Source organism: Streptomyces sp. NBC_00019, assembly GCF_045041015.1.
Classification (GTDB): domain Bacteria; phylum Actinomycetota; class Actinomycetes; order Streptomycetales; family Streptomycetaceae; genus Streptomyces.
In genome coordinates this window covers 4,334,843-4,349,961 of sequence record NZ_CP108302.1, presented here as the reverse complement: position 1 = coordinate 4,349,961, position 15,119 = coordinate 4,334,843, and the positions used below count along the sequence as shown (strand labels likewise).

The following is a 15,119-nucleotide window of genomic DNA, read 5'->3' as shown; positions in this document are numbered from 1 at the left end:
TCATGCGGCTCAGGTACAGCTTTCGCCTGTACCCGGACCACACCCAACGCGGAGCGTTGGCCAGGGCGTTCGGGTGCGCCCGTGTCGTGTTCAACGACGCTGTCCACGCCCGTGAGGACGCTCGGAAGGCCGAGCAGCCGTTCCCGACGGCCGGTCAGCTGTCCACACGTCTGATCACCGAGGCCAAGCGGACAGCCGAGCGGTCCTGGCTGGGTGAGGTGTCCGCGGTGGTGCTCCAGCAGTCCCTGCGGGACGCCGAGACCGCCTACAAGAACTTCTTCGCCTCCCTCAACGGCACCCGCAAAGGACGGAAACTGGGCCCGCCTCGCTTCAAGTCCCGCAAGGATCCTCGGCAGTCGATCCGGTTCACCGCCAACGCCCGCTGGCACATCACCGACAGCGGCCGTCTGAACCTGCCGAAGATCGGCGCGGTGAAGGTGAAATGGTCCCGCACTCTGCCCGCCACCCCCACCTCCGTCACCATCATCAAGGACGCGGGCGGGCGGTACTTCGCCTCCTTCGTCATCGACACCGACCCCGCCGCCGATGCGACCCGGATGCCGGAAACCGACCGCACCATCGGCATCGATCTCGGCCTCACCCACTTCGCGGTCCTCTCCGACGGCACGAAGATCGACTCCCCGCGCTTTTTGCGGCGCGCGGAGAAGAAACTGAAGAAGGCCCAGCGGGAGCTGTCCCGCAAGCAGAAGGGATCAAAGAACCGGGCCAAGGCCCGCCTCAAGGTCGCACGCGCCCACGCCAAGGTTGCTGACGCACGCCGTGAGTTCCACCACCAGCCCTCCACCAGGCTGATCTCCGAGAACCAAGGAATCGCCGTGGAGAACCTGTCGGTGGCGGGACTGGTTCGCACCAGACTGGCCAAGTCCGTCCATGATGCGGGCTGGGCATCCTTCATCGGCATGCTGGGGTACAAAGCCGCCCGGTACGGCCGCACTCTGGTCAAGATCGGCCGGTTCACACCGACCTCCCAAACCTGCTCCACCTGCGGCGCCGTGGACGGGCCCAAACCCCTGCACGTCCGGGAACGGACCTGTAGCGCCTGCGGCACCCTCCACGACCGGGATATCAACGCCGCGATCAACGTGAAGACGGCCGCCGGACTGGCGGTATCGGCCTGCGGAGCGCCGGTAAGACCGGGAGCAATCCCGGCACAGCGCGAAGAAACAGGAAGCCACGGATTCCCGACCCAACCCCGTGCCGCCTAGCGGCACAGCAACGAGTCGGAAAGGCCAAAATCCTCGGGCTTCAACCCGAGGAGCAAGTCAAGAGAGCGGTCTGACCGGGCGCGCGCCGCCCCCGAAGCCCATAGCGGTCGTGCTCCGAGGACCACCGGCTGGCGGCGTCGGCGGAGGTGCCGCTGGCCGAGCTGGCGGGGGAGGAGGTGTACGCGGGGGCCGGAAATCCGCGTACGCCGGAGTGGACCGATCTCGCGCGCCGGCTGTTCGACGGACGGGGGATCGAGGTGGCCTCGCCCGCGCCGCTCGCGGTCGGTCACGAGGAGTTCCGGCGTGTCATGGCCAGAACACGTAACCCGGTCCTCGCGGTGGTGGACTTTCCAGCCATGCCGAACGCCGTGCTGCGTCCGCTCGTCGATCCGGTGCCTCTGTCACCCGTGTCGCTGGTGTGGCGCAAGGGGCTGGTGCACCCCGGAATCGACGCGCTGCGCCGGGCGGCGGCCGAACTTTCGGCGGCTGAAAAATGGCTTCACCGGCCTGCCGGGGCATGGATTCCGGCCATTGACATGAAGATCATCAATGTCCACAACTGACACACGGCAAACACATGAGCCGTCGGTGCGCTACATTCGTGGCCTGAGCACGCTGTGGTAAAGGGGGCGCTCGGGCCGGGTGGGGGCTCGGTTCGGTCGACGAGTGCTCGGGGTCGTATGCGCACCCAGAACTGTCCCGTGGGGGGATGTGCGTGCGCGAGAATTGGCGAGAAGACGCCCAACCGGAATGGCCCTCAGTGGCCGCCGGGACCAGGGGGTTCCCCGCGCCGGGGAACGGCACCCAGGCATTTCCGGAGACAAGAGGAGCGGATGTCCTCGCATCGGCGGACCAGACCGAGGTGCTGCCCAGGGTGAGCCCCGAGGGGGCGGCCTTCGGCGACCCGTGGAGCAACACCCATGACCCGCACGAGGTGACCGTCCAGCTGGACGCGGTCGCCCTGCGGGCCGACAACCGCCTGGTCGGCCAGGCCGGCGGCGACACCGCGGAGGGCTCCGACGGGCCGGTCTTCGTCGACGAGTCGGGCCGCAGAAGCCGCAGATACCGCCGTATCGGCATCTTCGTCGGACTCGCCTGCGCGATCTACGCCGTGGTCATCGTCACGACCCTGCTGTCCGGCAACTCCAACGCCCCCTGGCTGCCCGTACCGGGCCAGGGCGAGGGCAAGGAGGCCGGCCAGGTCGACAACTCCCCGCTGCCCGGGGAGACGGTCCTGCCCACCGACGGCGGCACTCTCTCGCCCGGCGTCTCGCCGTCCCCGAGCGGCACCACGACGGCGTCGCCGGGCGCCGACGCCACCGCGCCCGGCGCCACCGCGACCGCCCAGAACCCGGGCGCGGTGGCGGACCCGGAGCCGACGGCGACGAAGACCACCTCGGGCACCGGCAGCAACCCCACCCCGAACCCCGAACCGACCGAGCCGGCGACGAGCAGTCCGCCCGAGCCGACGCCGACCGAGGAGCCCACGCCCGACCCGACGGAGACACCGGTCGGCGACAACGGCGGCACCGGCACCGACACGGTGGCCGGCGGCGCGAACGAACCCGCGCCCCTCAGCACCACGACACCGTCCCCGGAGAGCACCGTCTGATGGCAACCCGCACCCGCCGTCCCCGGGCCGCGTCCCCGGCCCGCGACGGCTCTCGGCGCCGCCTGCCCATGCGCCTGCTGCTGCCCTGCCTGGTCCTCGTCGCCATGATGGCGATGCTGATGCTGCGCGGATACGTCCACAGCGAGATCCTCGCCGACCACCGCGTCCAGGCCCCCGCCGCGGCCGACAAGGTCCCGGAGGAGATCCTCGAGGGCGGGCCGGTCATCGACACCCGCAGCGGCCGCACCCAGAGCCTGAGCCTCAGGGACCACCGCCTCGTCCTCACCTTCGACGACGGCCCGGACCCGGAGTGGACCCCGAAGGTCCTGGACGTGCTGAAGGAGCACAACGCCCACGCGGTCTTCTTCGTCACCGGCACCATGGCCTCGCGCTATCCGGACCTGGTGCGGCGCATGGTCGCAGAGGGCCACGAGGTCGGCCTGCACACCTTCAACCACCCCGACCTGTCCTACCAGTCGAAGAAGCGGGTCGACTGGGAGCTGTCCCAGAACCAGCTCGCGATCACCGGCGCCGCCGGCATCCGCACCTCGCTCTTCCGCCCGCCGTACTCCTCCTTCGCCGACGCCATGGACAACAAGTCCTGGCCGGTCACCGAGTACATCGGCACCCGCGGCTACATCACCATCGTCAACAACACCGACAGCGAGGACTGGCGCAAGCCCGGCGTCGAGGAGATCATCCGCAAGGCCACGCCCAAGGGCGGCAAGGGCGCGATCGTCCTGATGCACGACTCCGGCGGCGACCGCCACCAGACCGTGCAGGCGCTCGACCGGCTGCTGCCCCAGCTGAAGGCCGACGGCTACGAGTTCGACAGCCTCACCGAGGCCCTCGGCGCCCCCAGCGCGCACACCCAGGTCACCGGAGCCGAGCTGTGGAAGGGCAGGGCGTGGGTCTTCCTGGTCGGCGCCTCCGACAACATCACCGCCGTACTGGTGGTCGCCCTCGCGATCATCGGCTTCCTCGTCATCAGCCGCTTCGTCCTGATGCTCCTCCTGTCCGGCGTCCACGCCCGCCGGGTGCGGCGCCGCGGCTTCCGCTGGGGGAACCCGGTGTTCGAACCGGTGTCGGTGCTGGTGCCGGCGTACAACGAGGCCAAGTGCATCGAGAACACCGTCCGTTCCCTGATGGCGAGCGAACACCCCATCGAGGTCATTGTCATCGACGACGGCTCCAGTGACGGCACCGCGCGGATCGTGGAGGCGATGGGCCTGCCGAACGTGCGGGTGGTCCGCCAGCTGAACGCGGGCAAGCCCGCCGCGCTCAACCGCGGTCTGGCCAACGCCCGTTACGACATCATCGTGATGATGGACGGCGACACCGTCTTCGAGCCGTCCACCGTCCGTGAACTGGTCCAGCCCTTCGGCGACCGGCGCGTCGGGGCCGTGGCCGGCAACGCCAAGGTCGGCAACCGGGACTCCCTCATCGGCGCCTGGCAGCACATCGAGTACGTGATGGGCTTCAACCTGGACCGCCGTATGTACGACATCCTGCGCTGCATGCCGACCATCCCGGGCGCCGTCGGAGCCTTCCGTAGGTCGGCTCTGGAGCGGGTCGGCGGCATGAGCGACGACACGCTCGCCGAGGACACAGACATCACCATGGCGATGCACCGCGACGGCTGGCGGGTCGTCTACGCCGAGAAGGCGCGGGCCTGGACCGAGGCGCCGGAGACCGTCCAGCAGCTGTGGTCGCAGCGCTACCGCTGGTCGTACGGCACCATGCAGGCGATCTGGAAGCACCGCAGGGCGCTGGTGGAACGGGGACCGTCGGGCCGCTTCGGCCGGGTCGGCCTGCCGCTGGTCTCGCTCTTCATGGTCCTGGCGCCGCTGCTGGCCCCGCTGATCGACGTGTTCCTGATCTACGGCCTGGTCTTCGGCCCCACACAGAAGACGGTCGTGGCCTGGCTGGGCGTCCTGGCGATCCAGCTGGTCTGCGCGGCCTACGCCTTCCGTCTCGACCGCGAACGCATGACCCACCTCATCTCGCTGCCGCTCCAGCAGATCCTGTACCGCCAGCTCATGTACGTCGTCCTCCTCCAGTCCTGGATCACCGCCCTGACCGGCGGCCGGCTGCGCTGGCAGAAGCTGCGGCGCACCGGTGTCGTCGAGGCACCCGGCGGCGCGGTACCGCGTCAGCGGACGGGCAGCGGGAGCGATCGGAGGCCGGTGGGATGACCCACGGACACACACAGTCGTACGACGTACCCGCCACGCCCGCGCCGGCGGTGCCCGCACCTGCTGCGGCCGCCCCGAAGAAGCCGGGCCGCGACCGCTACCTGGATCTGCTGCGCTCGATCGCCCTGGTCCGCGTGGTCGCCTACCACCTGTTCGGCTGGGCCTGGCTGACGGTTCTGTTCCCCTCCATGGGCGTGATGTTCGCGCTCGCGGGCTCGCTGATGGCGCGCTCGCTGAAGCGTCCGGCGTGGGGAGTGATCCGGGGCCGGATCAGGAGGCTGCTCCCGCCACTGTGGGCGTTCAGCGCGGTGGTGCTGGTGCTGCTGTTCGCGGGCGGCTGGGACCTGTCGAAGGACCCGGACCACGGCGGGGCCTGGGGCCTGGTCGAGATGGTCAACTACGTCATCCCGTTCGGCGCCCCGCCCTTCCCGTGGAGCATCGGCTCCCAGTCCGGGCTGCTGGAGAACACCTGGGCCGTACAGGCGGCGGGACCGCTCTGGTATCTGCGGGCCTACCTCTGGTTCGTCGTCGCCTCCCCCCTTCTGCTGTGGGCGTTCCGCCGGGCGCCGTGGCCGACACTGCTCGCCCCGCTGGGGCTGACGGCCGTGGTGGGCACGGGGCTTGTCTCCATCCCGGGCGAAACCGGCAACGCGGTCACCGACTTCGCCGTCTACGGCGGCTGCTGGGTCATGGGCTTCGCCCATCACGAGGGCCTGCTGGCCAAGGTCCCGCGCTATCTCGCGGTCTCCTGCGCGGTGCTGCTGATGGCGTTCGGCCTGTGGTGGGCGTCGGGTCATCTGGGCCCCGACGGCTGGGACCTCAACGACATCCCGCTGGCCCAGGCGACCTGGTCCTTCGGTTTCGTGGTGCTCCTGCTCCAGTACTCCCCGTCCTGGCAGGAACTGCCCGGCCGACTGGCGAAGTGGGACAAGCTGGTCACGCTCTCCAACAACCGCGCGGTCACGATCTACCTCTGGCACAACATGCTGATCATGGCCACGGTCCCGATCCTCGACCGGCTCTATGAGCTGCCGTTCATGCAGAGCGACCGCGCGGTGTCCGCGCTGGACTCGACGTACATGATCTGGATGTTCTTCCTGGTCTGGCCGCTGATCGCGCTGGCGATCCTCGGTGTGGGCTGGATCGAGGACCTCGCGGCCAAGCGGAAGCCGCGGTTGTGGCCGAACGGGGCGAAGAAGAAGCGGGCACGGGCGGGGCACCGGGCCTGACCGGGCGCGCCCTTCCTCGCCGGTCCGAGGGGCTCAGCGGAGCTTGAGCCACACGGCCGTCCATGGTGCTGAACATGCGGGTCTTCTTCAGGGCTTGCGGTAGCTGAGCAGGTCGCCCGGCTGGCACTGCAGGACTTCGCAGATGCGGGTGAGGGTGGTGAAGCGGATCGCCTTGGCGCGGCCGTTCTTGAGAACGGAGAGGTTGACGTTGGTGACGCCCACGCGCTGGGCGAGTTCGGTGACGGTCATGCCGCGATCGCTGAGGAGCCTGTCGAGGTGGACCTCGATGCGGTGGTCCTCGTGGTCGTCGTCCGTGCCGGCCATCAGACGACTCCTTCGAGGTCCTCGCGCATGGCCGTGCCCGCGCGGGTGATCCGGGCGAAGGTCAGCAGGCCGAGGCCGGTCAGCACGGCGAGGTAGGGGAAGTCCCACATCTGCAGCCAGGAGCCGACCGAGTAGTCCGAGTCCCTGGACAGTTCCGCGAGCACGGCCGCCTGGGTGTTCGCCTCGACGAGTTCGACGACCAGGCTTCCGGCGAGCAGCCACCAGCCGAGCAGGCGGAGCCGGGAGGCCGTCAGAGTCGTGTGGATGCCGTCGCGTCCCGCTCCCTGGAGGAGCCGGTGCAACAGGAACAGGCTGCTGATCAGCAGCAGGGTCGAGGCCGTCGTGCCCAGTTCGTCCAGGAGGCGCAGGCCGGCGTCGGGGTTCTCGGCGCAGTAGTAGGGGACCGAGGCGATCTGCGCCCCGGGCTCGGGGGCGAAGCTGCCGGGGGCGACCGAGCTGGTGGTGGACTCGTCGGTGATGCAGACGCTGTCGCTGCCCCAGCTGCCGCGGACCACCGAGAGGATGAGCCCCGCCGTCGCGAGGCCGACCAGGAGGCGCAGCGCTATGGACACGACCGTGGCCATGGGCTCGAGCATCTTGCGGTCCTCGGTCACTTCAGTCATGGCTCCCCCGCTTGTTTATCGTTTATCGATGTTATCGAGAAACGATAAGCGTGAAGGGTGCGGGAAGCAAGCTCTGCCCGTTTTGGGTTACTTGTCGAGTGTGCTGACGTCCAGCACCTTCGCGGGCGGTCGCACATCCATGGGCTTGTCGAAGCCGCTGTACGTGGTGGTGGTGTGGAAGTCGGTGCCCTTGTACACGACCTTCAGGATGTACGGCTTGCCCTCGGTGGCCACGTAGAAGGTGTACTTGCCGGTCTTCACCGACTTGTCGGTCACGATCAACGCGAGCGCGGGGGTGCCGTCGACCTGGGTCGGCTTGCCCTTCTTCGTCGTCCCGAAGGAGGTGAAGTCCCGCGGACAGGCGGAGAGTCCGTCACCCCGCTGAGCCTCACTCGCGGGAGTCCTGAACCAGGTCTTCTGGGCCCCGCTCATGGGCTTGTCCGACCACCACTCGATGTACGCGCGGTTCGGGCGGACGTAGTCCGTCTCGCCAATCCGGATCTGTTCGAGGGCGGCGCCGTTAAAGTTCCAGGTGGTCCTCGAGGTGCACCTGCTCTTGAGGTCGGTCGTCAGACGGCCGGTGAAACCCTCGCCCTTGGCGTTGCTGGTCTTTCCTTCGACGGTCACGGACGTCAGCTCACTCATCGTCTTGTTCGCGCCGTCGAGGATCTCCTGCGCGGAGCGCTCCGTCGCGCCACCGCCATCCCCTTCCGCGCATCCGGCCACCACCAGGCACGCCAGCACAGCCGTCATCACGGTCGCACGCGTTCGCACAGTCCCCCCACAGATCACAAGTGACCGAGAGGTTACCGGGCCGGACGGGCGTGCCAAGGTCCTGTAAACCCAAGGGGACAGCGGTTTCCCTGCGCCGTACGGGCGTGCGAGACTGCGTCGGTTGCGGAAGTGAACGGGGTGGCCCGGTGGGGAGCGGACGGCTATGAGCAAGCGGCAAGTGCAGAAGATGCTCCGGTTGATGGCGAGCGGGGAGCCCGTAGAGCTCACCAGTGCCATGGCCTCCGTGAAGAAACTCGGTCGACTCGCCTTCATCGCCCAGCAGTTCGGGTACGAGTACGCCGACGTACGGCAGAGCTCCGGACGCAACGGCGCGCTCGTCATGCTGCTCGTCCCGGACCCCAGCCCGCAGGCCCGTACCCGTGCCGCCCAGAACTGGGCCCAGTATCCGAACGCGAGCGACGGGGTCTCCGTGCCGCCGCTCGTGCCGGACGCCTTCGAGCTGCTCAAGGCCCGCATCAACTTCGACCTCACCGGCAAGAACGCCGAGAAGCGTATGGGGTACGGCGCCCTCGGCGTCACCATCGGATGCGTGATCCTCGCGTTCCGGCTCGGCGGGGGCCCCGGCGACTTCGTCGCGGCGGCCGTCACCTGGGTCGTCTTCATGGCGATCTTCGGGATCGGCCTCCTCGTCACCCGCAAGCGCAACGCCAAGTTCGCGGCCCGGCTGCACGCCGCCGGGTTCATGCCCGTCAGCGACGAGACCGGGCGGGTGCGGTATCTGCCGCCGGGGGCGCAGTTCCCCGGGCAGCAGGCCAACCCCTTCGCCGCCGGCCAGTACGCCAACGGTCCGTACGGCAATGCCCCGGCCGCGCCGCCCGCCCCGGGCTACGGCCAGCAGCCGTATCCCCAGCAGCAGCCGCAGGCGTACCCGCCGCAGCAGCCGCAGCCCTACGGCGCCCAGCCCGCGGCCGCCCCCTACCCGCCGCAGCAGCCGTACCCCCAGCAGCCCCCGGCCCCCGGCCCGTACGCCGCCCAGCCGCCGTACCCCCAGCAGCAGCAGCCGTACCCGCCGCAGCAGCCCTACCCCCAGCAGAACCCGAACTGGCAGTCCCCTCAGCACTGACCTCCGGGGCAAGGCTTCCCGGTCGGTGACCGGCCCGGTGGGAGCTGTTCGTAACGTAAGGCGACAGAACCTCTCATCCCGCGTTAGCGCGGGGTGAGAGCAAAGTTCCTTTCCGGTCACCGGGTGCCACAGCCAGGAAACGCGCCCTCCCTACCTTCGGGACATCACCGCTCAGCACGAATGCACCAGCGAGCCCCGGAGCCCCGTGGAGGCGCAATGACAGCCCCTAGCACCGTCCCCGCACCACCGACCAGGGGAGGACGCTGGATCGAGCACTGGGATCCTGAGGACGAGACCTTCTGGAACGAGACCGGTGAGAAGGTCGCCCGCCGGAACCTGCTCTTCTCCGTCCTGTCCGAGCACATCGGTTTCTCCATCTGGACCGTGTGGTCCGTGCTGGTGCTGTTCATGGGGCCCGAGTACGGGCTCACCCCGGCAGACAAGTTCTTCCTCGTGTCGATGGCGACCCTGGTCGGTTCCCTCGTCCGGGTGCCGTACACCTTCGCCGTCGCCCTCTTCGGCGGCCGGAACTGGACGATCGTCTCGGCGAGCATGCTGCTGATCCCGACGGTCGCGGCGTTCATCGTGATGGAGCCGGGCACCTCGTACAACACCTTCCTGGTGTGCGCGATGCTGGCCGGCGTCGGCGGTGGCAACTTCGCCTCGTCCATGACCAACATCAACGCCTTCTTCCCGCTGCGGAAGAAGGGCTGGGCGCTCGGCCTGAACGCGGGCGGCGGCAACATCGGTGTGCCCGTCGCGCAGCTGGCCGGCCTCGCGGTCATCGGCGCGAGCGGCGGACCGCGCGTGCTGCTCGGGATCTACATCCCGTTCATCGTGATCGCCACCGTCCTCTGCGCGGTCTACATGGACAACCTCTCGACGATGAAGAACGACACCGGGGCCGCCAAGGACGCCGTGAAGGAGGGCCACACCTGGATCATGTCCTTCCTCTACATCGGCACCTTCGGCTCCTTCATCGGCTACAGCTTCGCCTTCGGTCTCGTGCTCCAGACGCAGTTCGGCCGTACGCCGCTGCAGGCCGCGTACGTCACCTTCATCGGCCCGCTGCTCGGCTCGCTGATCAGGCCCGTGGGCGGCTGGCTCGCCGACAAGTACGGCGGCGCGAAGATCACGCTGTGGAACTACGTCGCCATGGCTGCGGCCACCGCTGTCATCATCGTCGCCAGCATGCAGAAGTCCCTGCCGCTCTTCACCACCGCCTTCATCGCCCTGTTCGTGCTCACCGGGCTCGGCAACGGGTCGACGTACAAGATGATCCCCGGCATCTTCCACGCGAAGGCGCTCGCCAAGGGGCTCCAGGGTGAGGAGGCCGCCGCGTACGGCCGGCGTCTGTCCGGCGCCTCCATGGGGCTCATCGGGGCCGTGGGCGCGCTCGGCGGGCTCGGCATCAACCTCGCCTTCCGCCAGTCCTTCCTCTCCAACGGCTCCGGCACCGGCGCCTTCGTCGTCTTCCTCGCCTTCTACGCCGCCTGCTTCGTGGTCACCTGGGCCGTATACCTTCGCCGCCCGGCCTCCCGGATTCAGGCCTCCTCGGCCACCTCCGAGGCGAAGCCGCAGCTCAACTACGCCGAGGTGTGACGTAACACTGGCGACATCAAGTCGAACCGAGCCTGTCACGCACCGTTGACAGGCTCGCTCGGCATGCAGGTGCCATCACACCCCGTGTAGGTGCAAACGACTCGAGTGCGGGACGAGAGTTATATGTACGACGAACAGCAGCGACCAGAACAACACGGCCCCCTGGCCGGTTTCACGGTAGGCGTGACAGCCGCGCGCCGGGCCGACGAGCTGGGCGCACTGCTGCAGCGACGGGGAGCCGCCGTCCTGCACGCACCTGCGCTGCGGATCGTGCAGCTCGCCGACGACAGCGAGCTCCTCGCCGCGACCAAGCAGGTCATCGACGAGGTACCGGATGTCGTGATCGCCACGACCGCCATCGGCTTCCGGGGCTGGGTCGAGGCCGCCGACGGGTGGGGTCTGGGCGAGGACCTGCTGGAGCGGCTGCGCGGGATCGAGCTGCTCGCACGCGGCCCGAAGGTCAAAGGCGCGGTACGGGCCGCCGGCCTTACCGAGGACTGGTCGCCGGAGTCCGAGTCGATGGCCGAGGTGCTCGACCGGCTGCTGGAGGAGGGTGTCGAGGGCCGCCGTATCGCCATCCAGCTGCACGGTGAGCCGCTGCCCGGGTTCGTGGAGGCGTTGCGGGCCGGGGGAGCGGAGGTGCTCGGGATCCCTGTCTACCGGTGGATGCCGCCGGAGGACATCGGGCCCGTGGACCGGCTTCTCGACGCGACGGTCTCCCGTGGCCTGGACGCGCTGACCTTCACGAGTGCGCCTGCCGCGGCGTCCTTGCTGAACCGGGCGGAGGAGCGCGGACTCCTGCCGGAGCTGCTGGCCGCCCTGAACCACGACGTCCTGCCGGCCTGCGTGGGCCCCGTCACCTCGCTGCCGCTCCAGGCCCGTGGCGTCGACACGGTCTCACCCGACCGCTTCCGTCTCGGCCCCCTGGTCCAGCTCCTCTGCCAGGAGCTCCCGGCCAGGGCCCGTTCCCTCCCCATCGCCGGTCACCGGGTCGAGATCCGCGGCCACGCGGTCCTCGTCGACGGTGTCCTGCGCCCCGTGCCGCCGGCCGGTATGTCATTGCTGCGCGCCCTGTCCCGCCGTCCCGGCTGGGTGGTGGCCAGGGCGGAGCTGCTGCGTGCGCTCCCGGGCGCGGGGCGCGACGAACACGCCGTGGAGACGGCGATGGCTCGCCTCCGCACGGCACTCGGTGCGCCGAAGCTCATCCAGACGGTAGTGAAGCGCGGTTACCGCCTGGCCCTGGACCCGGCGGCCGACGCGAAGTACTCGGACACGTAAGCCCCGACCTTTTCCTCGCCCCCGCCGCCCCTACCCGTCCCATCCCTGGGGGCTGCGCCCCCAGACCTCCGCTGTCGGCCCTTAAGGGCCTCGTCCTCAAACGCCGGACGGGCTGAAACCCCTCCGGCGTTTGAGGAGCGGGGGGCCAGGGGGCAGCGCCCCCTGGGAGCGAGATCAGGGAGACGTCAGGCGGGCGTATCGGACCAGCGCCCTTGCCAGGCAGCCCAGCGCCACCGTCGACAGCAGCGCCCGCACCACGTTCCACGCCACCCACGCATCCTCGAACTCCTCCCGGGCCGCAGCGGAGTCCGTCGCGCGGTCGAGGGCGTCGTTCAGCGGGATGTTGAAGGCGACGGTCACCAGGAAAGCGGGGGTGTAGGCGATCAGCCCCGCCCACACCCACCGGCGGTACCCCGCCCCCCGCGCCTGCCACGCCGCCACCCCCGTGAGCACCAGCGCCCCGAGGAAGCTCATCATGAACACCGGATTCTGGATCACGTCGTTGATGTTCCGCATCACCTCGACGTAGACCTCGTCGTCGCTGCGCGCGAGCCCCGGCATCACCGCGCAGGCGAAGACGTAGAAGGCCCCGGCGATCAGGCCCATCGCGACCGTGGCCGCCCCCAGTACGGTTCCCGCGCTCTTCTTCGTCGTCATGCCCTCCAGTCAACGGCCGGCACATCGACCGGAACATGGTCCAAAGGCGCATCCCCATACGCACACGTCCACGCCTCACCGGTACAAGGGGTTCCGACGGCGAGAGCGGGAAGGCACTGTGAGAGGGAGCTTTTTCTCCCAGCCCCTTCTCACCGGCCCCTCACGCGCAGGGCACCTCTAGGCGGTGACAGGCACATGGCACTGGGTACGGCCACGGCCCCGTACGAGCTGCGGTTCGACGCGGGGCGGATCTGCCTCGATCTCCTCGCGACCACCCACCCCGTCGAACGGCTCGACTCGACCGAGGCGCTGTTCGCCTGGATCACCGGAGCCGGGCTCGTACCACCGGACACCCCGTTGGCACACGCCGACGCGTCCTGGCTCGTAGGGTTTCGCGAACTTCGTGGGCAGACAGGCCAATTGGTACGCGCAGGACTCGTCCCCGAGCCCCGGCCGTCGTACGACCTCGCGCTCGCCCGCGTCAACGACCTGGCCCGCACCGCACCCCCGGCACCGCGTGCCGTGCAGGGGGAGGACGGCACGCTCGTCAGGGAGTTGGCGAGCCCTCCCGAACTCGCCGCGCTGCTCGGCGCGATCGCCCGGGACGCCGTGGAACTGCTCACCGACCCCGTCGCGCGGGCGTGTCTGCGGCAGTGCGCCGGCGACAACTGCCCGATCGTTTATCTCGATACGTCCCGGGGGCGCAGGAGGCGCTGGTGCTCCAGCGAGGTCTGCGGGAACCGTGAAAGGGTGGCAAGGCACCGGCGTCGAGCGGCACTCGCACGCGCCTGAGGGGGTGTTATGTCCCTTCTGTGGAACGGGTGTCGAAGTGATTTCGATTACATGCCGTTTACTCGCGGCGGCGCACGGGCAGTCCCGGCGTTCGAGCCAATGTGGCGGAAATGTAAAGATCAAGGGGTGGGTATGTGCACCCATGTCCCCCTAGTCTCGGCATCCTGAAGAAAACTGTCGTGTCACTTTGAACACTCAACGGCCCGCGTCCGTACCCCGTGTTGAGCGACCGGTCGGGGGAACCCCCGGACATCGGAGGTGGGCGTGCGCAAGGATTCCGTCGTGGCCAATGAACGTGGATCGAGGGCCCGACATCGCATGTCCCAGCCCTCGGAACCTGATGAGGAGCTCATGCGTGCTCTGTACAGAGAGCACGCAGGACCCCTGCTCGCCTATGTACTGCGGCTGGTCGCCGGAGACCGCCAAAGAGCAGAGGACGTCGTGCAGGAGACGCTGATCCGTGCCTGGAAGAACGCCGGTCAGCTCAATCGAGCGACCGGATCTGTACGCCCCTGGCTGGTGACGGTCGCCCGGCGCATCGTCATCGACGGCCACCGAAGCCGGCAGGCCCGGCCGCAGGAGGTCGATCCGTCGCCGCTGGAGGTCATCCCCGCGGAGGACGAGATCGACAAGGCGCTGTGGTTGATGACGCTGTCGGACGCGCTCGACGACCTGACTCCCGCACACCGGGAGGTGCTCGTCGAGACGTACTTCAAGGGGCGTACCGTCAATGAGGCGGCCGAGACGCTCGGGATACCCAGCGGCACCGTTCGCTCGAGGGTCTTCTATGCCCTGCGGTCGATGAAGCTGGCACTGGAGGAGCGGGGGGTGACGGCGTGATGAGTGTTTACGGGGGAAACCAGGGATTCGGTAGTGGTGGTTCGGGTATGTCTGGCTCCATGCAGGGTTCTCCGGTGCCGAACGAGCACGAGACCGTCGGCGCCTACGCCCTCGGGATTCTCGACGACGCCGAGGCAACCGCTTTCGAGATGCACCTCGCGACCTGCGAGTGGTGCGCCCAGCAGCTCGACGAGCTCGCCGGGATGGAACCGATGCTGGCCGCGCTCGCGGACCTGCCCGGCTCCGGCACCCCCGCGATCGGCGAGTCGCTGTCCGCCAAGCCCAGTCCGCGGCTGGTGAACAAGCTCGTCGACGAGGTCTCCGAACGCCGCGCCCAGAAGCGCCGGCGCGCCTTCTACATGGTGGCCGCGGCGGCCGCCCTGATCATCGGCGGTCCTCTGGTAGCCGTAGGGGCGACCGGTGACGACTCCGACGGAAACGTCTCCGCGCACACGACGAGCAGCAGCCCCGCCAAGGAAGCCTTCGACACCATCGACGACAAGCTGACGGCGACCGACCCCAGCACGGACGTCAGTGCGACCGTCGCCGTGGAGGAGAAGGCCTGGGGCACCCATGCCGTCCTTCAGCTGAAGAACGTCAAGGGCCCGGAGAAGTGCTCCCTCATCGCCGTCGGCAAGAACGGCGAGCGTGAGACGGTCACCTCCTGGTCCGTCCCGACCTGGGGTTATGGCATCGCCAACGCCAAGACCGAGCAGGCCAAGGAGCCCCTCTACGTCCACGGCGGCGCCGCTTTCGACCTGAACGACATCGATCACTTCGAGGTCATGACCTTCGGCGGCAAGCGACTCGTCGAAGTCGACGCGTAGCTGACGTAGCTGCATCGGGTCCCCTTCGCGTACGGTTGACGGCTGCCCAGCACGTC

14 protein-coding genes and 1 pseudogene are annotated in these 15,119 nt (G+C 68.9%); 11 read left to right on the top strand and 4 right to left on the bottom strand.

Annotated elements, in window-relative coordinates; translation table 11 throughout:
• Positions 1-2: 2 nt before the first annotated feature.
• The 5 genes and pseudogenes from OHU89_RS20450 to OHU89_RS20430 all read left to right on the top strand — a co-directional run bounded on the left by OHU89_RS20450 (position 3) and on the right by OHU89_RS20430 (position 6,262).
• Positions 3-1,226, top strand: a complete 1,224-nt coding sequence (locus tag OHU89_RS20450; protein WP_405644814.1) for an RNA-guided endonuclease InsQ/TnpB family protein — start codon at positions 3-5, stop codon at positions 1,224-1,226.
• 94 nt (positions 1,227-1,320) lie between these two features.
• Positions 1,321-1,789, top strand: a pseudogene (locus OHU89_RS20445) (LysR family transcriptional regulator); the annotation flags it as partial.
• 311 nt (positions 1,790-2,100) lie between these two features.
• On the top strand, positions 2,101-2,838 hold the full coding sequence (locus tag OHU89_RS20440) for a hypothetical protein (protein ID WP_405644812.1): 738 nt from the start codon (positions 2,101-2,103) through the stop codon (positions 2,836-2,838).
• Positions 2,838-5,033 (top strand): glycosyltransferase, encoded by a 2,196-nt coding sequence (locus OHU89_RS20435; protein WP_405644810.1) that lies wholly within the window; start codon positions 2,838-2,840, stop codon positions 5,031-5,033. Before OHU89_RS20440 ends, OHU89_RS20435 begins: the two co-directional genes overlap by 1 nt.
• Positions 5,030-6,262 (top strand): acyltransferase, encoded by a 1,233-nt coding sequence (locus OHU89_RS20430; RefSeq protein WP_405644808.1) that lies wholly within the window; start codon positions 5,030-5,032, stop codon positions 6,260-6,262. Before OHU89_RS20435 ends, OHU89_RS20430 begins: the two co-directional genes overlap by 4 nt.
• Before the next feature lie 87 nt (positions 6,263-6,349).
• On the opposite strand, the gene OHU89_RS20425 is transcribed toward OHU89_RS20430, so the two are convergent.
• The 3 genes from OHU89_RS20425 to OHU89_RS20415 all read right to left on the bottom strand — a co-directional run bounded on the left by OHU89_RS20425 (position 6,350) and on the right by OHU89_RS20415 (position 7,983).
• Complete coding sequence (locus tag OHU89_RS20425; protein ID WP_266891688.1) at positions 6,350-6,586, bottom strand: helix-turn-helix transcriptional regulator; 237 nt, start codon at positions 6,584-6,586, stop codon at positions 6,350-6,352.
• Complete coding sequence (locus OHU89_RS20420) at positions 6,586-7,209, bottom strand: hypothetical protein (protein WP_405644807.1); 624 nt, start codon at positions 7,207-7,209, stop codon at positions 6,586-6,588. The genes OHU89_RS20425 and OHU89_RS20420 overlap by 1 nt, the downstream gene beginning before the upstream one ends.
• An 87-nt stretch (positions 7,210-7,296) precedes the next feature.
• On the bottom strand, positions 7,297-7,983 hold the full coding sequence (locus OHU89_RS20415; protein ID WP_405644805.1) for a hypothetical protein: 687 nt from the start codon (positions 7,981-7,983) through the stop codon (positions 7,297-7,299).
• A 163-nt stretch (positions 7,984-8,146) separates the two neighbouring features.
• On the opposite strand from OHU89_RS20415, the gene OHU89_RS20410 reads away from it, so the two are divergent.
• The 3 genes from OHU89_RS20410 to OHU89_RS20400 all read left to right on the top strand — a co-directional run bounded on the left by OHU89_RS20410 (position 8,147) and on the right by OHU89_RS20400 (position 11,947).
• Positions 8,147-9,067 (top strand): hypothetical protein, encoded by a 921-nt coding sequence (locus OHU89_RS20410; protein WP_405644804.1) that lies wholly within the window; start codon positions 8,147-8,149, stop codon positions 9,065-9,067.
• Between the two features lie 216 nt (positions 9,068-9,283).
• Positions 9,284-10,669: a nitrate/nitrite transporter gene (locus OHU89_RS20405; RefSeq protein ID WP_405644802.1), complete on the top strand. Its 1,386-nt coding sequence runs from the start codon at positions 9,284-9,286 to the stop codon at positions 10,667-10,669.
• Positions 10,670-10,792: 123 nt separating this feature from the next.
• A complete protein-coding gene (locus tag OHU89_RS20400) occupies positions 10,793-11,947 on the top strand; it encodes a uroporphyrinogen-III synthase (RefSeq protein WP_405644800.1) in 1,155 nt (384 codons plus the stop codon).
• Positions 11,948-12,121: 174 nt separating this feature from the next.
• Here the strand turns inward: OHU89_RS20400 and OHU89_RS20395 are convergent, their stop codons facing one another.
• On the bottom strand, positions 12,122-12,604 hold the full coding sequence (locus tag OHU89_RS20395; RefSeq protein ID WP_405644798.1) for a DUF1772 domain-containing protein: 483 nt from the start codon (positions 12,602-12,604) through the stop codon (positions 12,122-12,124).
• Positions 12,605-12,799: 195 nt separating this feature from the next.
• On the opposite strand from OHU89_RS20395, the gene OHU89_RS20390 reads away from it, so the two are divergent.
• The 3 genes from OHU89_RS20390 (at position 12,800) to OHU89_RS20380 (ending at position 15,063) form a co-directional block, all read left to right on the top strand.
• Positions 12,800-13,396, top strand: coding sequence for a CGNR zinc finger domain-containing protein (locus tag OHU89_RS20390; RefSeq protein ID WP_405644796.1), 597 nt, complete (start codon positions 12,800-12,802; stop codon positions 13,394-13,396).
• A gap of 318 nt (positions 13,397-13,714) precedes the next feature.
• A complete protein-coding gene (locus tag OHU89_RS20385) occupies positions 13,715-14,236 on the top strand; it encodes a sigma-70 family RNA polymerase sigma factor (protein ID WP_010039908.1) in 522 nt (173 codons plus the stop codon).
• Positions 14,236-15,063 carry a zf-HC2 domain-containing protein gene (locus OHU89_RS20380; RefSeq protein WP_405644794.1) on the top strand — a complete coding sequence of 276 codons (828 nt, stop codon included), beginning with the start codon at positions 14,236-14,238 and terminating at the stop codon, positions 15,061-15,063. Before OHU89_RS20385 ends, OHU89_RS20380 begins: the two co-directional genes overlap by 1 nt.
• Positions 15,064-15,119: the final 56 nt, after the last annotated feature.